Here is a 22,034-nt window from a genome sequence, read left to right as displayed (position 1 = left end):
CGCAGCCCTTCGAGGCCGACAGGCGGCGCGGCGGGCGGCGGCGAGGCTAGCGGTCGCGGGGGTCGAAGGCATCGCGCAAACCGTCTCCGAGGAAGTTGAGGGCGAAGAGGAGAAGGGTGAGGGCGGCGGACGGGTAGATCAGCATCCAGGGGGCGTTGCGCATGTTGCGGGCACCCTCGGCGATGAGCACGCCGAGGCTCGTCAGCGGCTCCTGCACGCCGAGGCCGAGGAAGGAGAGGAAGCTCTCGAGGAGGATCACCTTGGGCACCAGGAGCGTCATGAAGACGATCACCGGGCCGGACACGTTGGGGATGATGTGGCGGCGCAGGATCGCCCCCGGTGGCACCCCCAGCGCCTCGGCGGCCTGGACGAACTCGCGGCGCGAGAGGGAAAGGGTCTGGCCGCGCACGATGCGGGCCATGTCGAGCCACTCCACCGCCCCCACCGCGATGAACATCAGCACGACGTTGCGGCCGAAGAAGACCACCAGGAGGATGACGAAGAAGACGAAGGGGAGCGAATAGAGGACGTCGACCACCCGCATCATCAGGTTGTCGATGCGGCCACCGAGAAAGCCGGCCGTCGCGCCGTAGAGGACGCCGATGACGAGGGCGACGCCCGTCGCGAGGGCGGCGATCATCAACGAGATGCGGATCGAGATGAGGATGCGGGCGGCGAGATCGCGGCCGTTGGCGTCGGTGCCGACGAGGAAGGTGTGGCGGGCGACGTCGGCGGCGAAGGTCGCCGACAGGGCGTCGTCGGCGAGGCTGACGAGGCGAGCGTCGGCGAAGAGGTCGGAGCGGTCGAGATAGCGCGTCACGCGTGGGTCGATGGGCCGCGCGGCATGGACGGTGATGGTCGCGGTGTCGCCGACGACGGTGACGTTCTCGACGGTGAGACGGGCGCGGCGCAACGCCGCCGCGGCGCCCGGCAGGATCTCCTCGGCCCGGGGATACGGGGTGAGGCTCGCCGGCACCTTCACATAGTTGGCGTAGACGGTGCGATAGTCGTGCAGCCAGACCATCGGCCCGACGATGCCTGCGACGACGTAGAGGGCGAGCACCACGGCGCTCGCGATGGCGGCCCGGTTGCGGGCGAGGCGCAGCAGGGCGCTCAGAAGGAGGGAGCGGCCGGCGACGGCCTCAGTCATAGCGCACGCGGGGATCGATGACGGCGTAGAGGAGGTCGACCACGAGGTTGAAGACGACGATGAACACCGCCACCACCACCACCGTACCCATCACCAGCGTGTAGTCGCGGTTGAGGGCGCCCTGGACGAAGTAGCGGCCGATGCCGGGGATGCCGAAGATGCTCTCCACCACAACCGAGCCGGTGAGGAGGGCGGCCGCCGCCGGGCCGAGATAGGAGACGACCGGCAGGAGCGCCGCGCGCAGGGCGTGGACGCCGACGACGAGGCGCGCCGGCAGCCCGTAGGCGCGGGCGGTGCGCACGTGGTCGGAGGTGAGCGCCTCGAGCATCGCGCCGCGGATGAGGCGGGCGACCACCGCCACCTGCGGCAGCGCCAAGGTGACGACGGGCAGCACCATCGGTGCGAGGTGGCCGGTCTGCCAGCCGCCGGCCGGCAGCACGTCGAGCCACACCCCGAAGACGAGCGACAGCACCGGCGCCACCACGAAGTTGGGCACGGTGATGCCGAAGGTAGCGACGGTGACGACGAGGTGGTCGACGGCGGAGTTCTGCCGCAGCGCGGCGACGACGCCGAGCGCGCCGCCGACGAGGAAGGCGAGAAGGAGGGCGAGGCTGCCGAGGGTGACCGACACCGGCAATCCCGCCTTGAGGAGCGTGCCGACGGTGAAGTCCCGATAGATGAAGCTCGGTCCCATGTCGCCCTGGAGGAGGTTGCCGAGATAGGTGAGATATTGCCGCCACAACGGGTCGGAGAGGCCGAACGCGGCGTTGAGGTTCTCCATCACCTGCCCCTCGAGCGTGCGCTCCTGATCGAACGGGCCGCCGGGGGCGATCCGCATCAGGAAGAAGGCGGCGGTGATGACGACGAAGATCGTCGGCACCGCGCCCGCGAGGCGGCGGAGGGCGTAGCCGAGCATCGGCCTCGGCCGAGATTCTCAGTCCGCGAGGCTCAGATAGCGCGTCGGGTGGACGTGGCGCACGTTGTCCTCCCACCCCGAGAGCTTGGAGGAGACGAGGGCGGTGGAGGAGTAGTGGAGCAGCGGGATCTGCGGCATGTCGCGCAGAAACAGCCGCTCGGCGTCGGCGAGGAGCTCGGCGCGGGCGGCAAGGTCGGTCTCCTCGCCCGCCTCCGCCATCAGCCGGTCGTACTCGGGATTGTCGTAGCGGCCGTAGTTGAAGCCGTCGTTGTCGGACAGGTTGAGGAACAGGAAGTTCTGCGGGTCGGAGTAGTCGCCGATCCAGCCGGCGCGAGCGACGTCGTAGTCCTTGGCGTCGCGCAGGTTGGCGTAGTGGGCCGGCAGATCGCGGACGTTGAAGGTCACGTTGATGCCGAGCGGGCGCCACATCTCGGCGATGGCGGTGGCGGCGTTCCGATGGTCCTCGGAGCTGTTGTAGGAGATCTCGATGTCGAGCGGCTTGTCGGGGCCGTAGCCGGCGTCTTCGAGGAGGCGTAGCGCCTCGTCCTCGCGGTCGAGCATCGGGGTGTCGGCATAGTCGAGCACCGGCGCCTCGTCCTCCGGCACGTAGTTGGCGATGCCGGGGGGCACGAGGCTGTAGCCGGCGAGCATCGAGCCGGAGAAGATCTCGGCGGCGAGGAACTCCCGATCGATGGCGAGCGACAGGGCGCGGCGGATGCGCGGATCGTCGAACGGCGCGCGGGCGGAGTTGATGGCGTAGTAGTAGGTGCCGAGATAGGGGGCGATGTGGAACTCGTCGCCGAGCCGCTCGCGGATCGAGGCGATCTGCTCGCGCGGCACCTCGGCGCAGGAGTGCACCTCGCCCGCCTCGAAGCGGCGCAGGCACGTCGCCCGCTCCTCGAACGGAATATATTCGACCCGATCGATCGCCACCTCGTCGGCGTCGTGGAAGGTCTCGCTCTTCTCCATCACCAGCTTGTCGTTGGGGGCGAAGGAGACGAGGTGGTAGGGGCCGTTGGTGACCATGTTCTCCGGCTGCACGAAGGCGGCGCCGTGGGCCTCGATGCTGCCGCGGTGCACGGGCAGGCCGGTCTGGTGGGTGAGGAGCTCCAGGAAGTAGGGCGCGGGGGTGCCGAGGGTGATGACGACCGTGGAGGGGTCGGGGGCGGCGACGCCCAGCTCCTCGGGTGGCAGCTTGCCGGTGTTCACCGCCTCGGCGTTGCGGATCGGGTAGAGGATGTTGGCGTACTTGGCGCCGGTCTCGGGCGTCATGATGCGGCGGAGAGAATAGACGAAGTCGTCCGCCGTCACCGGGTCGCCGTTCGACCACTTGGCGTCGTCCCGGAGGGTGAAGGTGTAGGTGAGGCCGTCGTCGGACAGCGTCCACTCCTTGGCGACGCCCGGCGCGATGCCGGCCTTGGCGTCGTTGATCACGAGGCCTTCGAGGAGGTCGCGCAGGATCGCCGCCTCGACCACCGTCGACGTCTTGTGCGGGTCGAGCGTCTCGGGGTCGCCCTGTTCGCCGCGCACGTAGGTGGCGGCGCGCGCCGGCGCGGTCGCGGCGACGACGGTGAAGATGGTGACGGCAAAGGCGACGGCGGCAAGGGCGGTGGCGTGGCGCGGAAACCGGGCGAGCATCGCATCCTCCTCTGATCGGCGCGGCCGACACGGCCCGTCACCGCGCAGGAGGGAAGTCTAGCGCATGGTGACCGGTCCCCGTCAACGCGTTCGGTCCGCGACGGCACGCCTAGCGGCCTGAGGCAATTCACCGACTGCTGAAGTGAGGCGGCGGACGAGGCGGTCAGATGAGGAAGGCGTAGACCCCCCAGCCGGCGAGGGCGACGACGGTGAAGAGGCCGAGGAGGAAGCCCATGTTGGAGCCCCAGGTCAGCCGCTCGATGGGGACGTCGAACATCGAGGAGGCGGTGAGGAGGGCGACCGAGGCCGGGCTCAGCATGGAGCCGAAGCACCAGCCGACGAGGACGAGCATCGTCATCAACAGGTCCGCCCCGTCGGAGTGGCCGGAAAGGTTGGCGAAGATGGCGAGGACGAGGGTGGTCGGCAGGATCATGTGGATGCCGATCATCGGCAGCGCGGCGATGAGGGCGGCGCCGATGACGAAGAAGACGTAGGACGGCCGACCCTCGCCGATGAGGCTGCCGAGCGCCTCGAGGAGGGACGGCACGTCGAGCACCAGCCCGGCGAGGACGAGCGACATGGTGAAGAGGGTGATGTCGTCGGCGAGACGATCGAGCGAGCGGATGGTGCGGCGGCCGATGTTGGCGATCGCCTTGCGGCTCATCGTCTTCGACCACACGAGGCAGACCGGCGGGATGACGAGGATGCAGGCCCTGAGCGCGCCGAGGCCGAACGCCACCGACACGATGATGGTCACGATGGTGAGGAGCAGGAGGGGCAGCCCGATGGGGGTGATCGCCTTGAGGACTTCACCGAGCGCCCGCGCGCCGATGCGGAACTGGCCGAGGAGGTAGCCCGCGCCGAGGGCGCCGAAGGCGATCACCGCACCGGCGAGGGAGATCTGCCAGATGGGCAGGTTGGGCATCGAGGCGTTGACGGTGGCCATCGCCACGGTGAAGGGCGACCAGAAGGCGATGAGGGAGAAGCCGCGCATCGACAGCTCGGCGGCCTGGAGGCGCTGGTCGCCCTTGGCGCGGCGCATCAGCGGGGCGAACACCGACATCACGCCGATCGTCATCACCGAGCCGAGGAGATGGCTGACGAGGATGATGCCGCCGTTGCGGTCGCGACTGTCGATCGCCTCGAAGCGCGTCTGGATGGCGCTGAGGCGGGGATGCTCCTCCACCGTCGCACGCAGCAGGATGAGGGTCTGCAGGAATGCGCCGACGAGGGCGCCTTGGCGCAGCTGAGCGAGGCCCGCCTCGATCGAGGCGCCGGCGAGGAGGGCGCACGCCGACAGCACGATGAGGCCCGTGGCGAACGCCATCGTCCAGCGCCGAATGCGGGTGAGGCCGACGAGGAGGAGGCCGCCGAGGGCCAGTTCGGCCACCGTCTGCAGCACGGTGCCGGGCAGGATGAGCGACACGAACTCGCACAGCCACATGATGATCGCGAGCGTTCGAAACGCGGCGACGGTCGTCGGCATCAACAGGCTTTCCTGGCCTCACCGAAGGGGTGGCCACCGCGGTACGCGGCGGCGGGTGTCGATCGAAGACCGCGCGTGCACGAGGCTGCGGCTGCAGGCGCCGGCCGGGGCTCGGCGCGGATCGAACGTCGCATCGGTCGCCAAAGGGGTAGTCCCTCGCGCGCCGCATGGGAAGGGGCGGCAGGCACGAAGGCATGCATCGTTGCCGACCGGGAGGCGCGGGCGCGCGACCGGCGTCCCCTTCCGCCGCGGCGCGAGCGTTCGTCGTCGGGCGCTCGGGGCGGGGCCGTCCCGCCGGCGCTCAGAAGCTCTTGCCGCGCGCGTCGATGGTCCAGATGTCGACGACGCGGTCGCCCTCCACCACCACCATGTGGTCGTAGAGGTTGCATGTCGGGTCGCAGTGGCCGGGGATCAGGCGGACCTGATCGTTGATCTTGAGCGTCCCGTCAGGATCGCGGATCACGCCGTGCTCGTCGCTCGCGCCGGTGTAGACGATGTCGCCGCGGCCGAACACGGAGGGAAGGCCGGAATCGACGGCGAGCGACTTGAGGCCGGCATCGCACACCGCCTGCCCCGGGATCGCCGTCGACATGATGGAGGCGAGCACGAACAGGCTGTTGCGAAAGGGCGTCAGGCCGGCCAGCGGCTCGATGCGACCATAGTCGACGTCCATGAACGCGTAGGTGCCGGCCTGCATCTCCTGATAGAGGCCGGAGGCGGCCTCGTAGGCGAAGGAGCCGGTGCCCGCACCCGTCACCGTGGGGCAGGGGATGCAGCGGGCGCCGAGGGCGGCGAGCGTCTCCCTCACCCGGTCGAGAGCGCCGCCGATCGCCGTCTCGCGCTCGGCAAGGCCGCGGATGTGCTGGGCCGGGCCGTGGTAGGCCTGCAGTCCTTCGAAGGAGAGGCCCGGCAGCTCGGCGATGTGGGCGGCGAGCTCGGCCGCCGGCGTTCCGGCGGCGATGCCGCAGCGCCCCGCGCCGACGTTCACCTCCACGTAGCAGGCGATGTTGGCGCCGTGGCGCGTCGCCGCTTCGGAGAGGCGCGTGGCCGCGGCCTTGTCGTCGACGCAGACGCCGAGGCGGATGCGCGTCGCGAGTGCCGCAAGGCGCTCGATCTTCGCCGGCTGCGTGACCTCGTTGGCGATGAGGATGTCGTCGATGCCGGCGTTGGCGAAGGCTTCGGCCTCCGACAGCTTCTGGCAGCAGATGCCGGTGGCGCCGCCGGTGAGGAGCTGGCGCTTGGCCGCCTCGGGGCATTTGTGCGCCTTGCCGTGCGCTCGGAGGCGGACACCGTAGCGGGCGAGCGCCTCGCGCATGATCGCGAGATTCTCGTTGAAGGCGGCGAGGTCGAGGATGAGGGCGGGGGTCTCCACCTCGGCGACCGGCATGCCGATGGTGGCGGGAATGTCGTAGCCGACGGTGCTCATCGGCGGGCCGCCTTCAGCGCGGCGTCGAGGGTGTTTCGCATCAGCATCGCGATGGTCATCGGACCGACGCCGCCGGGGACCGGGGTGATCGCGCCGGCGTGCGCGGCCTCGGCGAAGGCGACGTCACCGACGAGGCGGGTGCCCTTCGCAGCGCTCGGGTCGTCGATCCGGTTGATGCCGACGTCGATCACCGTTGCGCCGGGCTTGATCGCCGCGCCCTTCAGCATCTCGGGCCGGCCGATGGCGGCGACGAGGATGTCGGCGCCGGCGCACAGGCGCTCGAGATCGCGGGTGCGGCTGTGGGCGATGGTGACGGTGGCGTTGCGCTTGGTGAGGAGGAGGGCGGCCGGCAGGCCGACGAGGCGGGAGCGTCCGACGACGACGGCGCGGAGGCCGGAGAGATCCTCGCCGCGCACGTCCTCGATGAGGTGCATCGCCCCGAGCGGGGTACAGGGCACGATGGCGTCGGGATCGCCCACCGCGAGGCGGCCGGCGTTGACGATATGAAGGCCGTCGACGTCCTTGTCGGGATCGATGGCGGCGATGACGCGCGACGCGTCGAGATGGGAGGGGAGGGGAAGCTGCACGAGAATGCCGTGCACGGCGGGATCGGTGTTGAGGGTGTCGACGAGGGCGAGAAGATCGGCCTCGCTGGTGTCGGCGGGCAGCGTGTGCTGGACGGAGTGGAAGCCGCATCGCTCGGCGGTGCGGGACTTGTTGCGGACGTAGACCGCGCTCGCCGGATCGTCGCCGACGAGGACCACGGCGAGGCCCGGCCTCACCCCTTCGGCGGCGACGCGCTCGGCGATCCCGGCGGTGATGGCGGCCGCTGCGGCCTTTCCGTCGATGATCGTGGGTCCCGCCGCTTTCGGCGCCTCATTTAAAGACAATGGTGCGGTCTCCGTTTTTGAGAATGCGTTGCTCCAGATGGAAGCGGACGGCGCGTGCGAGCACGCGGCTCTCGATGTCGCGACCGGCGGCGACGAGATCGTCGGGCGACATCGTGTGGTCCACCCGCTCGGTGTCCTGCTCGATGATCGGCCCTTCGTCGAGGTCGGGCGTCACGTAGTGGGCGGTGGCGCCGATGATCTTCACCCCGCGCGCATGCGCCTGATGGTAGGGCTTGGCGCCCTTGAAGCTCGGCAGGAAGGAGTGGTGGATGTTGATCACCCGCCCTTCCAGGCGCCGCGACAGGGCATCGGACAGGATCTGCATGTAGCGGGCGAGGATGATGAGCTCGACGCCCTCCTTCTCCACGAGCTCCAGGAGCTGCGCCTCCTGGTCGGCCTTGGTGTCGGCCGTGATCGGCAGAAAGTGGAAGGGGATGCCTTCGGCCTCGACGCGCTTGCGCCAGTCCTCGTGGTTGGAGGCGACGGCGACGAGATCCATCGGCAGCTGGCCGATGCGCCAGCGATAGAGCAGGTCGTTGAGGCAGTGCCCGGTCTTCGACACCATCAGGAGGACGCGGGGGCGCACCGCGAGATCGGTGATCTCGGCGTCCATGTCGTAGGCGAGGAGGGTGGGGCGGAAGCCGTCGCGGAAGCGCTCCGGCGTCATCCCCTCCGGCGCGGCGAAGTGCACGCGCATGAAGAAGCGACCCGACGGGCGGTCGAAATATTGCGCGCTTTCGAGGATGTTGCAGTCCTGCGCGGCGATCGACGAGCCGACGGCGCCGACGATGCCTTTGCGGTCGATGCAGGAAAGGGTGAGGACGAGTTCGGGCACGGGAGCTGGGCCATGTTGGGATGATCCTGGCCGCTCCTAAGCCGAACCGTCCGCGCCATCAACCCGGATCGCGTCGGCCGGGGGTGGGCCGACGCGATGTCGCGGCGATGTTCAGTATTCGAGAAGGTTGTCGCGGAACGTCTCGTGTGTGTAGGTCGAGCGGGTGAGGCCGCGCTTCTGGAGCACCGGGATCAGCCCGTCCTCGATCTCGGCGAGCGTGCGGCGGGTGACGTTCGGCATCGAGAACAGGAAGCCGTCGCCGCCCACCTCGCTCATCACCTCCTCCATCTTGGAGGCGACCTCGTCGAGGCTGCCCACGAGCTCCACGCTGCCGTCGACGGCGTTGGGGTCCTGCATCGCCTGGCGCAGCGTCTTGCCTTTGGCCTTGGCGATGAACTCGTCGAGCGACTGCTGGTGGCCGTTGGTCTTGAGGCCCGGGCGCAGCGGCTCGTCGAGGTCGAACTCGGAGAAGTCGATGTTGGTGATCTTCGAGAAGTGGGCGAGCTTGATGTCGATGTGGGCGTGGGCGCGGGCGAGGAGCTCGGCCTTGCGCTCGCGCGCCTCCTCCGACGTCTGGCCGATGATCGGATTCACCAGATAGAGGAGCTTGCAGCTGTCGGGATCGCGGCCGGCCGCCGCCATGCGGGCGCGGATGTCGTCGCGGTACTTCTTCATCGCCTCGGGGCCACGGGTGTGGACGACGATGGTGTCGGCGTGCTCGGAGGCGAATTGGCGGCCGCGCGAGGAGCCGCCGGCCTGGGCGATCACCGGCCGGCCCTGCGGGGCGGGGCCGGAGTTCAGCGGGCCCCGCGTCTTGAAGTACTTGCCCTCGTAGTTGAGCGGGTGAACCTTGGTCGGATCGATGAGAACGCCGGACTCCTCGTCGGCGATGATCGCGCCGGGCTCCCAGGTGTCCCACAGGCCCTTGACGCAGGCCATGTACTCGTCGGCCATCTCGTAGCGCATGTCGTGCTCGGGCATGCCGTCGAGGCCGAAATTCATTGCCGCGAAGTCGGAGCTGCCGGTGACCGCGTTCCAGCCGCCGCGCCCGCCCGACACCTGGTCGAGCGTCGCCACGAGCCGGGCGAGGAGGTAGGGGTGGTAGGCGAAGGTGCCGAAGGTGGGCACGATGCCGATCCGCGAGGTCTGGGCGAGCATCAGCGAGGCGACGACGGACGGGTCCTGCCGCGGCACCGCGATGCCGTTCTTCAGATAGATGTCGGTGTTGCCGCCGTAGCTCTCGCCGACGTAGGACGAGTCCTCGATGAGGATGTAGTCGAAGCCGCAACGCTCGAGGGCACGTGCCATGTCGAGAAAGAAGGTCGGCTGCATCCAGGTGGTGCCGATCTTCCCGGTCCACGGCTCTCCCCATGCCTGGACGCTCGATCCCTGCAGGAACCAGGCGAGATGGAACGGTTTGGCGGACATGGATGACCTCTCGCGTCGGCGCACGACCCCTGTCGGGCGGCGGTGCGACGGGCCGTCCGGGCCGTGCCAATCGGTTGCTGGCGTGGCACGCGCGGCCCCTGACGGGCCACGAACCCTTCAAGGCCTACTGGAGCTTGGAGTCGACTTCAAGATAGACAAATTCGGCATGCTGCCGCTTTTTCGGGCAGCTTTTCCCGGCGCCGACAGGGGCATCAATCGGCACCGCAATGGCGGCGGATGAGGTGGCGATAGAGGCCGGAAAGGCGCTCGGTCATGGGGCCGGGGGCGGCGGGCATCGGCCGCTGATCGATGGCGCCCACGGGGGTCAGGCCGCCGAACGAGCCGGTCATGAAGGCTTCGTCGGCGCCGTAGGTGTCGACGAGCGAATAGTTGCGCTCGAACACCGGAATGTCGTTCTCGCGGCACAGCTCGATGACGTGGCCGCGGGTGATGCCGTTCATGCAGTAGTCGCCCGTGGAGGTCCACACCGCGCCCTTGCGCACGATGAAGAAGTTGCACGAGTTGGTCGTGTTGACGAAGCCGAAGGGGTCGAACATCAGCGCCTCGTCGGCGCCGGCCTTCTCGGCGGCGATGCAGGCGAGGATGCAGTTGAGCTTGGAGTGGGAGTTCAGCTTCGCGTCCTGGGTCAGCGGTAGGCCGCGGTGGTGGGCGACGCTCGCGAGGCGGATCGGGCGTGGGATCGCTGGCTTGGAGTGCTCCACGATGATCGCCACCGTCGGGCCGGAGCGCGACAGGCTCGGATGCTGGAAGGGGTGCGTCTTCACTCCACGCGTCACCATCAGGCGGGCGTGAGCATCGCTCGTCATGCCGTTGGCGGCGGCGGTGTCGGCGAGTGCCGTCTTCAGCGCGGCGCGGTCCATGCCGATGTCGAGGTCGAGGGCGAGCGAGGCCTCGAACAGGCGGTCGAGGTGCTGGTCGAGGAAGGCCCACACGCCGTTGTGGAGGCGCACGCCCTCCCAGATGCCGTCGCCGAGCATGAAGCCCGAATCGTAGATCGACACCACCGCCTCCGCCTTCGGCACGATGGCGCCGTTGAGGTAGAGCTTGAGGTCGGCGTTGCGGGCGTCTTCGGCCGCCTGGTGGGCGGTGACGGAGGAATCGGCGGGGCTCACGGCAGCGGCGTCCAGGTCGGCATCAATGGTGCACCAAGGGAGGGATCGACCCCGCCAGCTTGCAGACCCTTGGCGCGGATGCAAGGGACGGAGCGCGGGCACCACGTCTTTGAGGAGCGCAGGATGGAGCGGTTCGACGTCATTGTTCTCGGCGCGGGGATGGTCGGCATCGGCACGGCCGTGCATCTGCGCGATCGGGGGCGGCACGTGGCTCTCGTCGACCGGCGGGGGCCGGCCGAGGAGACGTCGTTCGGCAACGCCGGCCTCATCCAGTCCGAGGCGATCATGCCCTACGCCTTCCCGCGCGACCCCAAGGTGATCCTCGGCGTGATCACCGGGCAGCGGACCGATGCGCGGGTCGTCTGGCACGCCTTGCCGGCGACGGCGCGCTGGCTCCTCGCCTATGTGGGCCAGTCGGGGCCGGCGGCGGTGCACCGCACGGCGATCGCCAACGTGCCGATCCTGGCGCGGGCGCTGCCGGAGCACATGCGGCTGATGGAGCGGGCGGGGGCGACGGACCTCCTGCGCTCCGGCGGCTACATCCGCGTCTATCGCGAGGCGCGGGAGATCGAGGCGGCGCTCGAGGTCGACGAGGCGGTGAGGCGCGAGTTCGGCGTTCCCTACGAGGCGTGGGACGGCGCGCGCCTTCGGGAGGAGGAGCCGCACATCGCCTCCACCCTCGCCGGCGCGGTGCATATGCCGGAGCCCGGTCGGGTGATCGATCCCTCCGACACCGGCAAGGCCTATGCGGCGCTGTTCGAGCGGGAGGGCGGCACCTTCCGCATCGGCGAGGCGGCGAGCCTTGCGCGGGACGGCTCGCTGTGGCGCGTCGAGACCGAGGCGGGGCCGATCGCGGCGCCCGACGTGGTGGTGGCGCTCGGCCCGTGGTCGGGCGACGCCTTGGCGCGCGAAGGGGTGCGCGTGCCGCTCGGCGTCAAGCGCGGCTATCACCGCCACTATCGGCCCGCGCGGCAAGGCGTTCTCAACCATCTGGTGCTCGATCCGGCGGTCGGCTACGCGCTCGGCACCAACAAGCGAGGCTTCCGCCTCACCACGGGGGCCGAGTTCGATCGCCGCGACGCGCCGCCGACGCCGGTGCAGCTCGCCCGGGTGGAACAGCGCGCACGCGAGATCTTCCCCCTCGGCGAGGCGATCGACGAGCCGTGGCTCGGCTCGCGCCCGTGCCTGCCGGATCTCCTGCCGATGATCGGCCCGGTTCCCGGCAAGGCCGGCCTGTGGGCCCATTTCGGGCACCATCATCTGGGCTTCACCCTCGGTCCGGCGACGGGCCGCCTCCTCGCCGAGATGATGACCGGTGAGACGCCCTACGCCGATCCGACGCCCTACCGGGTCGATCGCTTCGCCGCCTGATCGGTGCGTCGCGACTTATCCCCGCCCGCCGGGGCGGGTGATAATTTTCACGGCATCGATCACAGCGAGCACGAGGACCATCGATGCCGGCGCAAGACCCTTTCCAACTCTATCAGCGTGGCGCGTCCGCCCCGGCGGCCGACGCCTTCTCCATCACCCCGAACGACGGCACCGATCTCGCCACCGCGGCGCGGGCGATCTATGTCGGCGGCGGCGGCGACCTCGCGGTGGTGACGCTCGGCGGCACCAGCATCACCTTCGTCTCGGTGGCGGCCGGGTCGGTGCTGCCGTGCTCGGTCGCGCGCGTCCTCGCCACCAACACCACGGCGACCGATATCGTCGGCCTCGTCTGAGGCCTTGCGGACGGCCGGGCCTCAGCCGCGCTCCGACTTGCCGGAGCGCTTGCGCAGGAGGTTGCGAATGGCGACCGGGCGCACGGGGAGGTGGGTGGTGAAACCCGGCACCTGCAGCGCCTCGTCGATCGCGGCGGCCACCGCCGCGCCGATGCCGGTGACGCCGGCGGTGCCCGCCCCCTTCATGCCGAGCGGATTGGTGAGGCTCGGCGCGTCCTCGGTGATCAGCACGTCGACACTGGGGCTCTCCGTCGCGCTCGGGATGAGATAGTCGGTGAGGCCGACGCGCAGCGGCTCGCCGGCCGGGCTGACGTCGAGCGAGGTGAAGAGGGCCGAGGACAGGCCCTGCACCGCGCCGGTGGCGATCTGGCTCTCCACCAAGGCGGGGTTGATGGCGTTGCCGACGTCGTAGCCGATGAACACCCGCGGAACCCGCACCAGCCCGGTCATGGCGTCGATCTCGGCGACGGCGACTGCGACGCCGTAGGGGAAGGTCATGCCCTCGCCCTCGACCCAGCCCTCGGTGACGAGGCCGCGGCCGTCAGCGCCGGCGAGCGGACCGCCCGGCAGCATCTTGCGGGCGAGATCGGCGAGCTCCAGCGCCGTGCCGAAGTGGCGGTCGGCCTCGCGGATGCGGCCGGAATGGATGGTGAGGCGCTCGCGCGGCACCTCGAGCAGCGCCTCGGCACCGGCGAGGATCTTGTCGCGCATCAGTTCGGCGGCATATTGGGCGGCGGTGCCGGCCATCACGCTGGAGCGGGCGAGAAAGGTGCCGACTCCGTCGCCGAGGCGCGTCGAGGCCCCGTGGGTGACGCGGATGCGCTCCGGATCGGCGCCCACGATGTCGGCGACGATCTGGGCGAGCAGCGTCGAAAGGCCCTGGCCGAGCTCGCTCGCCGTGGTGACGAGCTCGAGGTTGCCGGAGGGATCGACCGACAGGGTGACGTGCTCGTATTTTCCCGCCGCCGAGGTCTCCACGAAGACGGCGGTGCCGACGCCCGCGAGCTCGCCGTGCGCGCGGCGGTCGATGGCCCGCCGGTGGACGAGCTCCAGGGAGAAGCGCTTGGTGAGCTGGTCGATGAGGCTCTGATAGCGGCCGGAATCGATCGTCATGGGGACGCCGAGCGTCGTCATGTGCCGATCCGCCGGCATCTCCTCAGGGGTGAGGAAGGAGCGGCGGCGCACCTCCAGCGGCGGGCTGCCGGTCGCCGCGGCCACCGCGTCCATCAGGCGCTCGCGGACGAAGGTCGCCTCGACGCGGCCCGCGCCGCGGTAGGCCCCGGCGGGGGTGCGGTTGGTCATGCGCACCCGGCCGACGGCGCGGAAGGCCTCCAGACGATAGGGGCCCGGCAGCATCGCCGCGGTGAGGTCGGCGACCATCGTGCCGGTCGGCCGCAGATAGGCGCCCTGATCGATGGCGAACTCCACGTCGAGGGCGAGGAGGCGGCCGTCGGCGGCGACGGCGGCCTTGGCCGTCGCCGCCATCGCCCGCGCCTGGTCGGCGGCGATGAGATGCTCCCGCCGATCCTCGATCCAGCGTACCGGCCGCTCCAGGGTCCGCGCGGCGTAGGCGACGAGCACGTCCTCCGGATAAAGCTCGCCGCGCATGCCGAAGTCGCCGCCCACGGCGACCGCGTTGATCTCGACGCCCGCGAGGGGACGGCCGAGCATCGTCGCGAGTGCGTCGCGGTTCGCCGGCGCGAGGCGGGCGTCGCCCCAAATCTCGATCACGTCGCGGCCGCCGTCCCAGCGAGCGACGACGCCGCGCGTCTCGCCGGGTACCGCACCGTCGCGGTCGAGGCCGACGCTCACTTCGACCACGCGGTCGGCCCGCGCCATGGCGCCCGCGAGGTCGCCGAACGCCTTGCGCACCGTCGCCGCCTCGGCCGGCCGCGTCTCGCCCTCGAAGCCGCGCGAGGAGCCCGTCAGCGTCAGAACCGGGGCGAGGAGGTCGATGTCGAGCGCGACGAGCTCGGCGGCGTCCTCGGCGGCCGTCGCCGTGGTGGCGAAGACGACCGCCACCGGCTCGCCGACATAGCGCACCACATCCACCGCGAGCACCGGCTGGCAGTAGGGCTCCAGCGTCGGCGCCGCGGCGAGGCGGAAGCCGACCGGCGGCAAGGCGGCGACGTCCTCCGCCGTCCACACCGCCACGAGGCCCGGGACGGCGAAGGCCGCGGCGGCGTCGATGCCGCGCAGCCGGCCGAACGCGATCGGCGATCGCACCACGCGCATGTGGAGCTGGTCGACGAGGGCGATGTCGCCGACGAAGCCGGCCTTGCCGGTGAGGAAGGGTGTGTCGCCGAGGCGGGGGTGGGAGCGGCCGACGTGCTTCATTCGCGCCCCGCCCGCATCGCCGTCTGCGCCGCCCGCACCGCCTTCACCACCGCGTGGGCGTCGGTGCAGCGGCAGGAGTTGGCGGCGACGACGCGCTGGATCTCGTCCTCGTCGATCTCCGGGCTGCGCTCCAGGGCGCCGAGCGTCAGCATGAGGAGACCGGGCGTGCAGTAGCCGCAGCCGACGGCGTGATGCTCGTGGAAGGCCACCTGCAGCGGATGCAGCGTGATGCCGTCGGAGAGGCTCTCCACGGTGCGCACCGCACGGCCGTGAGCCTGCACGGCGAACATCAGACAGGACCGGATCGGCTCGCCGTCGACGAGCACGGTGCAGGCGCCGCAGACGCCGTCCTCGCAGCCGGTCTTGGTGCCGGTGAGATGGCACCCCTCGCGCAGGGCGTCGGCGAGGGTGGTGCGGGCCTCCACGACGATGGTGCGATCCTCCCCGTTCACCTCCATGGTGATGCGGATGTTGCGGCTCATCCCTCGAGACTCCGGTCGAGCGCCCGCGTCACGACCGCCCGCGTGAGGTCGCGCTGATAGGCCTCGTCGCCGTCGGCGGTGACGAGTGGATCGGCGATCTCGGCGGCAAGGTCGGCGGCCTCGCGGAAGAGGCGGCGGGAGGGCTGGCGGCGCTCCAGGAGCTCCTCGACCGCGCCGAGGCGACGGGGGACCGCCTCCACCCCGCCGAGGCCGACGCGCACCTTCACCATCTCGTCCTCGTCGCGCTCGTAGACCACGAGGCAGAGGGCGAGGCCGTAGTCGCCGGAGCGGCGGGCGATCTTGTGGAAGCCGTAGCGGACGAACGGGGAGAGCAGCGGAATTTGTACCTCGACCAGCATCTCGTCGTCGGCGAGCGCCGTCGTCATGATGCTTTCGTAGAAGGCTTTGGCGAGGACGTTGCGCACGCCGCGACGGGCGGAGCGGGCGATCATCTCCGCGCCGAGCACGGTGGTGGCGAGGCACCATTCGCTCGCCGGGTCGGCATTGGCGACGGAGCCGCAGAAGGTGCCGCGCAGGCGGATCGGCAGATGCGAGATGTGGCGGGTGACGTCGCGCATCAGCGGCCCGAGCGGGCCGTCGACGGCGAGCGTGTCGAAGTCCACGTGACGCATCAGCGGCGGGATACGGAGGCGGCCGGCGGAGACATGGGGGCGCTCGGCGTGGGCGATCCGGTTGATGTCGATGACGTGGCCCGGCCGGGCGAGGCGGGAGTTCATCGCCGGCACGAGGCTCTGGCCGCCGGCGAGAACGCGTGCGTCGTCACCGTGCTCGGCCAGAAGGCCCACCGCCTCGTCGAGCGACGATGGCGCATGGTAGTCGAATGCCGCGGCCCTCACATCAGCTCCCCGCCAAGGACAGAGATAGGACTGTGACCAGCGGTTATCGGGCCGTGCAAGCCGCGCTTCGCGACGCGCCTGTGGGTAAGCGACTTATCAAGGATTAAATGCGGCGTGCCGCCGCCGCGTCCCATCGCGGGCACACCAAAACCCGCCGAACGTCACCGAACGCGACGCGACCGGCCCCGACCGATTCGCCCGATCGCCGCCGGCGGCCGCGGCGTCAGAGCCGCGCGCGGGAGATCCATGAGCCATGGGCGAGGGCGTTACCGCCGCGCCCATGCCGGTCGGCCGGCCGCGTCACCCGTTCGGGTGATGCGAGGTGCGCGCTCAGACCGTACTACGGATGCTAGCGAACACCTTCAAGGATTGAAGTTCGGACGCCTGCTGCACTCCTGATCGAAATCTTTGAGGAAAAGTGTGCTGCGGGCGACAGAGAAAATTTGCAAACTTAAAGTGGAGAAAGCTTGTGCGTCTATCTATTGTACTGATCTGCCTCTCCTTGATGGGCACCTCTCCTGGATTTGCTGGAGAGGTTCAATTGTCATCGCTGGAGCAATTTTCTTTAAATAGTTCCATTGTGAAAACGATGAAAAAAGATACCGATTTTGAGAAAATTGCTGCTTCGTGTAATAAAAATACCAATGGCTTAGTGATTTGTAGCGGTGGTTATAGGCTGACATGTCATTGTCTGATTAACCCTATGGGTGGGGTGAATTGTAGCTGGAGCGGCAGCCTGCCATGCAAATAAGCTGCGATGATCGAACGGCGGAGTGTCATCTATGGTGTTCCCGCAAGTCCGCTCCGTCGTTATAGTGATGGTCCTGTTGGCCATGCAGCTCAACGTGGGCATGGCGCGCGGCGGAACTTCGCTCGAAGCTTCGCCGGATCCCGATGTCCCCTCGTGGGAAAGGCCGCCACCCCCCGTTGGGTGCGTATTCGAGAATCAAGGCATTTCTCTTCGTGTTAGTGGTTCGTCTTACCTCGACGATGAGGGGATGGCGTTTCGGGGCAGGGCACAGCTCGATGGGCGCACGGGTCTTTTTTATTCAGCTCAAGATTTGGGGAAAGTTCACCGGAATTTGTTTAGTCAATGTTTGCGAGAAGGCCAATTATCAATCTTAATACTTGGAAAAATATATTGCTATTCATACTTTACTAGCAACCACTATAAAGATAAACCATTATTGAATACATATACCTTGATTGTTGACGACCCTAGAACAACTGCCGTGTTCGTCCTCGTGAGCACCTGTCGCAGCACGCCAGCCACGAGCTCGCCTCGTGGGGCGTTGCGCATCACGCCAATGTGCAAGGACGAGGCGACGGGCCGGCTGAAGCCCTGCCAGTGAGGGCGTGACGGCCACCGTCGCTCGGCCCGAAGAGGTCACCGCCGAGGGCCGCCGCCCGACGGGGGTCGTGTCTGCCCATGAGGCGACGACGTCTGCCCGGCAAGAGACGATCCCACATCCGTCGCGCCCACTCTCCCTCGGCCGGGCGCGGAAGGGCGCCGCTACAGGCGATGGCCGCTGCGGGAGCGTTTGGTGGCGAGGTAGTTGGCGTTCTGCGGGGTGACGGGGCCGATGAGGGGCACCGGCGTCACCGTGATGCCGCAAGCCTGGAGTGCCGCCGCCTTGGTGGGATTGTTGGTCAGGAGCCGCACGTCGGAAAGGCCGAGATGGCCGAGCACGACGGCGGCGGCCGCATAGTCGCGCTCGTCGTCATGGTAGCCGAGGGCGATGTTGGCGTCGACGGTGTCGAGCCCGCGGTCCTGCAGCGAATAGGCGCGCAGCTTGTTGACGAGGCCGATGCCGCGCCCTTCCTGGGCGGTGTAGAGGAGCACGCCCCCGTCGGCGGCGATCCGCTCCAGCGCGAGGCGGAGCTGGGCGCCGCAATCACACTTCAGCGAGCCGAAGATGTCGCCGGTGACGCACGAGGAGTGCACCCGCACCAGTGACCCCTGCGACAGCTTGCCCACCGCGACCGCGCTGATGCAGCCGCCGACGGCGTTGCGGAAGGCGGTGACGTTGGCGGTCGCCCCGGCGGCGAGGGGCACTTCGGCGGTCGCGACGGGCGTCACCGTCTCGGCGAGGCGGCGGCGGAAGCTCAACACCTCGCGCACGTCGGCGGCGAGGGAATCGGCCGGCGCGTCGGCGACGGAGCCGAGCGTCATCGCCGGCAGCCGTTCGGCGAGCTTGGCGAGCTCGGTGGCGGCGTGGGCGACGGCGCCACCCTCGCGCACCGCGATGCTGCCGAGGTCGATGTCGCTGGCGCTCGCGAGGCGCATCAGGAGGGCGGCGTCGAGGGCGGGGGCCGTCAGGATGGTCGGCGTCTCGGCAAGCCCCAGATAGCCGGCGCGCGGGCCGCTGACGGCGAGATCGGAGGACAGGATCGGCCCGCCGTCGAGCGGGGAGGCGAGAACCGCCTTGTCGCCGTCGCGCAGAATGACCGGTCGGCCCGCGCCTACTTCGCCGACGAGGCGATGGGCGGCGATGAAGGCCGGGTCGGTCACCGAAAGATCAGGTCTCAGTCCGCTCAGCATGTGTGTCCTAGTTGGGGGAGAGCCTGTGTCCATGGCGGGGGCAGGGACGGGATCAACCGCACACACGCTTCCATAACCTCACGATAAGCACGATCTTATGGTCCTGACGCAAGCTTATGACCCTCACGCAAGCGGAGTGCCAGCACACCGATCGCTTCAAATGGCCGCCATGACGTCGTAGAACAACCCACGGCGGTGCATCGCTGATGGCCGGCGGGGTTGGTTCGACCCCCTGGCCGCGACTATGGTTGCCGCCGTCCGCGCCGCTGGAGCTCCCATTGAACGATATCACCACCTCCCCCGCCGAGGGTGCTGGCCCGCTCGCCGGCATCCTCGTTCTCGACATGTCGCGCATCCTCGCCGGGCCCACCGCGACCCAGCTGCTCGGCGATCTCGGTGCCGACATCATCAAGATCGAGCGCGCCGGCGTCGGCGACGACACCCGCCGCTGGGGCCCGCCCTTTCTGAAGGACACCGCCGGCAACGCCACCGCGGAGAGCGCCTACTACGTCGCCGCCAACCGCAACAAGCGCTCCCTCGCCCTCGACCTGTCGAAGCCCGAGGCGCAGGAGATCATCCGCCAGATCGCCCGCAAGGCCGACCTCGCGATCGAGAACTTCAAGGTGGGCGGGGCGAAGAAATACGGCCTCGACTATGCGAGCCTCTCCGAGATCAATCCCGGGCTGATCTATGCCTCGATCACCGGCTACGGGCAGACCGGCCCGCTCGCCCATCATGCCGGTTACGACTTCATGGCGCAGGGCCGCGGCGGCATCATGAGCGTCACCGGGGAGAGCGACGCGAAGGGCGGCACGCCGCAGAAGGTGGGCGTCGGCATCGCCGACATCATGACGGGAATGTACGCCAGCGTGGCGATGCTCGCCGCCCTCGAGGCGCGCCGGCGCACCGGGCGCGGCCAGTGGATCGACGTGTCGCTGTTCGACAGCCAGCTCGCCTGGCTCACCAACCAGGGTGCCACCTATCTCATGACCGGCGAGACGCCGGTGCGGCGTGGCAACGGCCACCCGACGATCGTGCCCTACAACACCTTCGAGGCCTCGGACGGGCTGTTCATCATCGCGATCGGCAACGACCGGCAGTTCGCGGCCTTCTGTCAGGCGGCGGGCGAGCCGGAGCTTGCCGCCGACCCGCGCTTCGCCACCAACGCCAACCGCGTGCTGAACCGCGACGCGGTGGAGGCGGAGGTCAACCGCATCACGCGTCAGCGCACCCGCGCGGAGTGGTCGGCGATCCTCGATCCGCTCGCCGTGCCGGTGGGGCCGATCAACACCATCCCGGAGGCGTTCGCCGACCCGCAGGCGATCGCTCGTGGCGCCCGCGTGACCCAGCCGCACCCGACGTCGGCCACCGGCACCATCGACACCATCGGCAACCCCATCAAGTTTTCCGACACCAAGGTGGCCTATCGCCGCCCGCCACCGCTGCGCGGTCAGCACACGCGTGAAGTCCTCGCCGAGTTGCTCGGCTTCGGCGACGCGCAGATCGATCGGCTGGCGCGGGACGGTGTCGTGGACCTCGGATCGCTGGCCGATCGGGAGTCCGCCGATGACGCTGCCTGAGGCGCCCACCAACGCCGATCTCATCGCGAACAAGCTGGCGGCGTCGGGCTGTGCCCACGCGTTCGGCATTCCGGGCGGCGAGGTCCTCGCGATCATCGACGCCCTGACCCGCGCCGGCATCGCCTTCCACCTCACGAAGCACGAGAACGTGGCGGGCTTCATGGCGGAGGGCGCCTGGCATGCGAGCGGCGCGCCGGGCATCCTCGTCGCCACCATCGGGCCGGGCGTCGCGAACGCCGTCAACGTGGTCGCGAACGCGATGCAGGATCGCGTGCCGCTGATCTTCATCACCGGCTGCGTCGACCACGTGGACGCCGACACCTACACCCACCAGGTGTTCGACCATCAGGCCCTCCTCGCCCCGGTGGTGAAGGGCACCTTCCGCGCCACCACCGGCAGCCTCGACAAGGTGATGGACAAGGCCCTCGCGCTCGCCCAGACGGGCCAGCCGGGGCCGGTGCACATCGACCTGCCCATCGGCGTCGCCACGGCGACGGCGGGCAGCGTCAGCGCGCCGCCCGCCGTCGGCGCCGGCTTCCGCCCGGTGGACGGGCCGGAGATGAAGCGGGCGCGCGCCTGGCTGAAGGCGGCGGAGCGGCCGATCGCGATCGCCGGGGTCGATGCGGTGAACGACGACGCGGGCCGGGCGGTGAGCGCGTTCGTGAAGGCGATCGGTGCACCGCTCGTCACCACCTACAAGGGCAAGGGGCTGCTCGACGAGGCCGACAGCCTCGCCCTCGGCGGGGCGGGCCTCTCGCCGCTCGCCGACACCCACCTGTTGCCGCTGATTGCGGCGGCCGACTGTATCCTCCTGATCGGCTACGACCCGATCGAGATGCGCGTCGGCTGGCGCGACCCTTGGCCGGACGACGCGCGGGTGATCGACATCACCCCGGTGGTCCGCGACCACGGCATGCACCGCGTCGGCGTGACGCTCTACGGCAGCATCCGGGCGACGCTGCACGACCTCGTTGACGGCGGCACCTTCCCGCCCACGTGGCCGGCGGGTGAGCCGAAGAAGGTGCGCGCCGCCCTTGCCGAGGCGTTCGCGCCGGAGGCGAGCGGATGGGGACCGGGCGCCGTGTTCCATGCGATGCGCGAGGCGTTGCCGGAGGAGACCGTGGTGACGGCCGATTCCGGTGCGCACCGCATCCTGCTCAGCCAGATCTGGCGCTGCCGGGCGCCGCGCGCCATGCTGCAGTCGTCCGCGCTCTGCACCATGGGGTGCGCGGTGCCGCTCGCCGCCGGCCATCGCACCGCCGCGCCCGAGACGCCGGTAACCGCCTTCGTCGGTGATGCGGGGCTCGAGATGACGCTCGGCGACCTCGCCACCATCCGCGACATGGGGCTCGCGGTTCCGATCGTGGTGCTCGTCGACGAAAGCCTCGCGCTGATCGAATTGAAGCAGCGCGCCGGCCAGCTGCCGAATGTCGGCGTCGATTTCGCCGGCACCGATTTCCCCGCCCTCGCGGCGGCGATGGGCGGTCACGGCGTGTGGATCGACGATGTGGAGACGCTGAAGCGCGAGGCGAAGGCGGCGCTCGAGCGGCCCACCTTCACCCTGCTGTGCGCCCGCATCGGCCGCCGCGCCTACGACGGCAAGTTCTGAC

17 protein-coding genes are annotated in these 22,034 nt (G+C 69.5%); 4 read left to right on the top strand and 13 right to left on the bottom strand.

Annotation, left to right across the window (positions count from 1 at the left end; genetic code table 11):
* Positions 1-46 precede the first annotated feature (46 nt).
* The 9 genes from JCR33_RS05270 to JCR33_RS05230 form a co-directional block, all read right to left on the bottom strand.
* Positions 47-1,150, bottom strand: a complete 1,104-nt coding sequence (locus JCR33_RS05270) for an ABC transporter permease subunit (protein ID WP_198880977.1) — start codon at positions 1,148-1,150, stop codon at positions 47-49.
* Positions 1,143-2,066, bottom strand: coding sequence for an ABC transporter permease subunit (locus tag JCR33_RS05265; RefSeq protein WP_198880976.1), 924 nt, complete (start codon positions 2,064-2,066; stop codon positions 1,143-1,145). Before JCR33_RS05265 ends, JCR33_RS05270 begins: the two co-directional genes overlap by 8 nt.
* Before the next feature lie 18 nt (positions 2,067-2,084).
* On the bottom strand, positions 2,085-3,704 hold the full coding sequence (locus JCR33_RS05260; protein WP_198880975.1) for a peptide ABC transporter substrate-binding protein: 1,620 nt from the start codon (positions 3,702-3,704) through the stop codon (positions 2,085-2,087).
* A 163-nt stretch (positions 3,705-3,867) separates the two neighbouring features.
* Positions 3,868-5,193 carry a hypothetical protein gene (locus tag JCR33_RS05255; protein WP_211110079.1) on the bottom strand — a complete coding sequence of 442 codons (1,326 nt, stop codon included), beginning with the start codon at positions 5,191-5,193 and terminating at the stop codon, positions 3,868-3,870.
* 298 nt (positions 5,194-5,491) lie between these two features.
* Positions 5,492-6,616 carry a DSD1 family PLP-dependent enzyme gene (locus JCR33_RS05250; RefSeq protein ID WP_198880973.1) on the bottom strand — a complete coding sequence of 375 codons (1,125 nt, stop codon included), beginning with the start codon at positions 6,614-6,616 and terminating at the stop codon, positions 5,492-5,494.
* Positions 6,613-7,467, bottom strand: a complete 855-nt coding sequence (locus JCR33_RS05245) for a bifunctional 5,10-methylenetetrahydrofolate dehydrogenase/5,10-methenyltetrahydrofolate cyclohydrolase (protein ID WP_198881238.1) — start codon at positions 7,465-7,467, stop codon at positions 6,613-6,615. The genes JCR33_RS05250 and JCR33_RS05245 overlap by 4 nt, the downstream gene beginning before the upstream one ends.
* A gap of 25 nt (positions 7,468-7,492) precedes the next feature.
* Positions 7,493-8,341, bottom strand: coding sequence for a formyltetrahydrofolate deformylase (gene purU, locus JCR33_RS05240; RefSeq protein ID WP_198880972.1), 849 nt, complete (start codon positions 8,339-8,341; stop codon positions 7,493-7,495).
* Between the two features lie 111 nt (positions 8,342-8,452).
* The gene (locus JCR33_RS05235; protein ID WP_198880971.1) at positions 8,453-9,769 is read right to left on the bottom strand and encodes an NtaA/DmoA family FMN-dependent monooxygenase; all 1,317 of its coding nucleotides are present in this window, start codon (positions 9,767-9,769) and stop codon (positions 8,453-8,455) included.
* A 212-nt stretch (positions 9,770-9,981) separates the two neighbouring features.
* Positions 9,982-10,902, bottom strand: coding sequence for an aminotransferase class IV (locus JCR33_RS05230; RefSeq protein ID WP_211110077.1), 921 nt, complete (start codon positions 10,900-10,902; stop codon positions 9,982-9,984).
* Positions 10,903-11,025: 123 nt separating this feature from the next.
* Here JCR33_RS05230 and JCR33_RS05225 point away from each other — a divergent pair, with 123 nt between their 5' ends.
* Positions 11,026-12,273, top strand: a complete 1,248-nt coding sequence (locus JCR33_RS05225; protein ID WP_198880970.1) for an NAD(P)/FAD-dependent oxidoreductase — start codon at positions 11,026-11,028, stop codon at positions 12,271-12,273.
* Between the two features lie 83 nt (positions 12,274-12,356).
* Entirely contained in the window at positions 12,357-12,626 is a 270-nt protein-coding gene (locus JCR33_RS05220) for a spike base protein, RCAP_Rcc01079 family (RefSeq protein ID WP_198880969.1), read from the top strand.
* A gap of 21 nt (positions 12,627-12,647) precedes the next feature.
* On the opposite strand, the gene JCR33_RS05215 is transcribed toward JCR33_RS05220, so the two are convergent.
* The 4 genes from JCR33_RS05215 to JCR33_RS05200 all read right to left on the bottom strand — a co-directional run bounded on the left by JCR33_RS05215 (position 12,648) and on the right by JCR33_RS05200 (position 18,844).
* A complete protein-coding gene (locus tag JCR33_RS05215; protein ID WP_198880968.1) occupies positions 12,648-14,963 on the bottom strand; it encodes a xanthine dehydrogenase family protein molybdopterin-binding subunit in 2,316 nt (771 codons plus the stop codon).
* Positions 14,960-15,445, bottom strand: coding sequence for a (2Fe-2S)-binding protein (locus tag JCR33_RS05210; protein WP_198880967.1), 486 nt, complete (start codon positions 15,443-15,445; stop codon positions 14,960-14,962). The genes JCR33_RS05215 and JCR33_RS05210 overlap by 4 nt, the downstream gene beginning before the upstream one ends.
* Positions 15,442-16,302, bottom strand: a complete 861-nt coding sequence (locus tag JCR33_RS25460; protein ID WP_198880966.1) for an FAD binding domain-containing protein — start codon at positions 16,300-16,302, stop codon at positions 15,442-15,444. Before JCR33_RS25460 ends, JCR33_RS05210 begins: the two co-directional genes overlap by 4 nt.
* Positions 16,303-17,815: 1,513 nt before the next feature.
* On the bottom strand, positions 17,816-18,844 hold the full coding sequence (locus JCR33_RS05200) for a GTP cyclohydrolase II (RefSeq protein ID WP_211110076.1): 1,029 nt from the start codon (positions 18,842-18,844) through the stop codon (positions 17,816-17,818).
* Between the two features lie 278 nt (positions 18,845-19,122).
* Here JCR33_RS05200 and JCR33_RS05195 point away from each other — a divergent pair, with 278 nt between their 5' ends.
* Together JCR33_RS05195 and JCR33_RS05190 are read left to right on the top strand one after the other, a co-directional pair.
* On the top strand, positions 19,123-20,424 hold the full coding sequence (locus JCR33_RS05195) for a CaiB/BaiF CoA transferase family protein (protein ID WP_232372277.1): 1,302 nt from the start codon (positions 19,123-19,125) through the stop codon (positions 20,422-20,424).
* Entirely contained in the window at positions 20,411-22,033 is a 1,623-nt protein-coding gene (locus JCR33_RS05190; protein ID WP_198880963.1) for a thiamine pyrophosphate-binding protein, read from the top strand. The genes JCR33_RS05195 and JCR33_RS05190 overlap by 14 nt, the downstream gene beginning before the upstream one ends.
* Position 22,034: the final 1 nt, after the last annotated feature.

Origin of the sequence: Acuticoccus mangrovi (assembly GCF_016411865.1) — a bacterium.
Taxonomy (GTDB): domain Bacteria; phylum Pseudomonadota; class Alphaproteobacteria; order Rhizobiales; family Amorphaceae; genus Acuticoccus; species Acuticoccus mangrovi.
Note: the sequence above shows the minus strand (reverse complement) of the source record. Positions and strands in the feature narration are given on the sequence as shown.

Coding starts and splice junctions, on each gene's coding strand:
- JCR33_RS05210 (WP_198880967.1), bottom strand. CDS start 15,445: ATGAGCCGCAACATCCGCATCACCATGGAGGTGAACGGGGAGGATCGC.
- JCR33_RS05260 (WP_198880975.1), bottom strand. CDS start 3,704: ATGCTCGCCCGGTTTCCGCGCCACGCCACCGCCCTTGCCGCCGTCGCC.
- JCR33_RS05250 (WP_198880973.1), bottom strand. CDS start 6,616: ATGAGCACCGTCGGCTACGACATTCCCGCCACCATCGGCATGCCGGTC.
- JCR33_RS05215 (WP_198880968.1), bottom strand. CDS start 14,963: ATGAAGCACGTCGGCCGCTCCCACCCCCGCCTCGGCGACACACCCTTC.
- JCR33_RS05225 (WP_198880970.1), top strand. CDS start 11,026: ATGGAGCGGTTCGACGTCATTGTTCTCGGCGCGGGGATGGTCGGCATC.
- JCR33_RS05235 (WP_198880971.1), bottom strand. CDS start 9,769: ATGTCCGCCAAACCGTTCCATCTCGCCTGGTTCCTGCAGGGATCGAGC.
- JCR33_RS05200 (WP_211110076.1), bottom strand. CDS start 18,844: ATGCTGAGCGGACTGAGACCTGATCTTTCGGTGACCGACCCGGCCTTC.
- JCR33_RS05265 (WP_198880976.1), bottom strand. CDS start 2,066: ATGCTCGGCTACGCCCTCCGCCGCCTCGCGGGCGCGGTGCCGACGATC.
- JCR33_RS05220 (WP_198880969.1), top strand. CDS start 12,357: ATGCCGGCGCAAGACCCTTTCCAACTCTATCAGCGTGGCGCGTCCGCC.
- JCR33_RS05190 (WP_198880963.1), top strand. CDS start 20,411: ATGACGCTGCCTGAGGCGCCCACCAACGCCGATCTCATCGCGAACAAG.
- JCR33_RS05270 (WP_198880977.1), bottom strand. CDS start 1,150: ATGACTGAGGCCGTCGCCGGCCGCTCCCTCCTTCTGAGCGCCCTGCTG.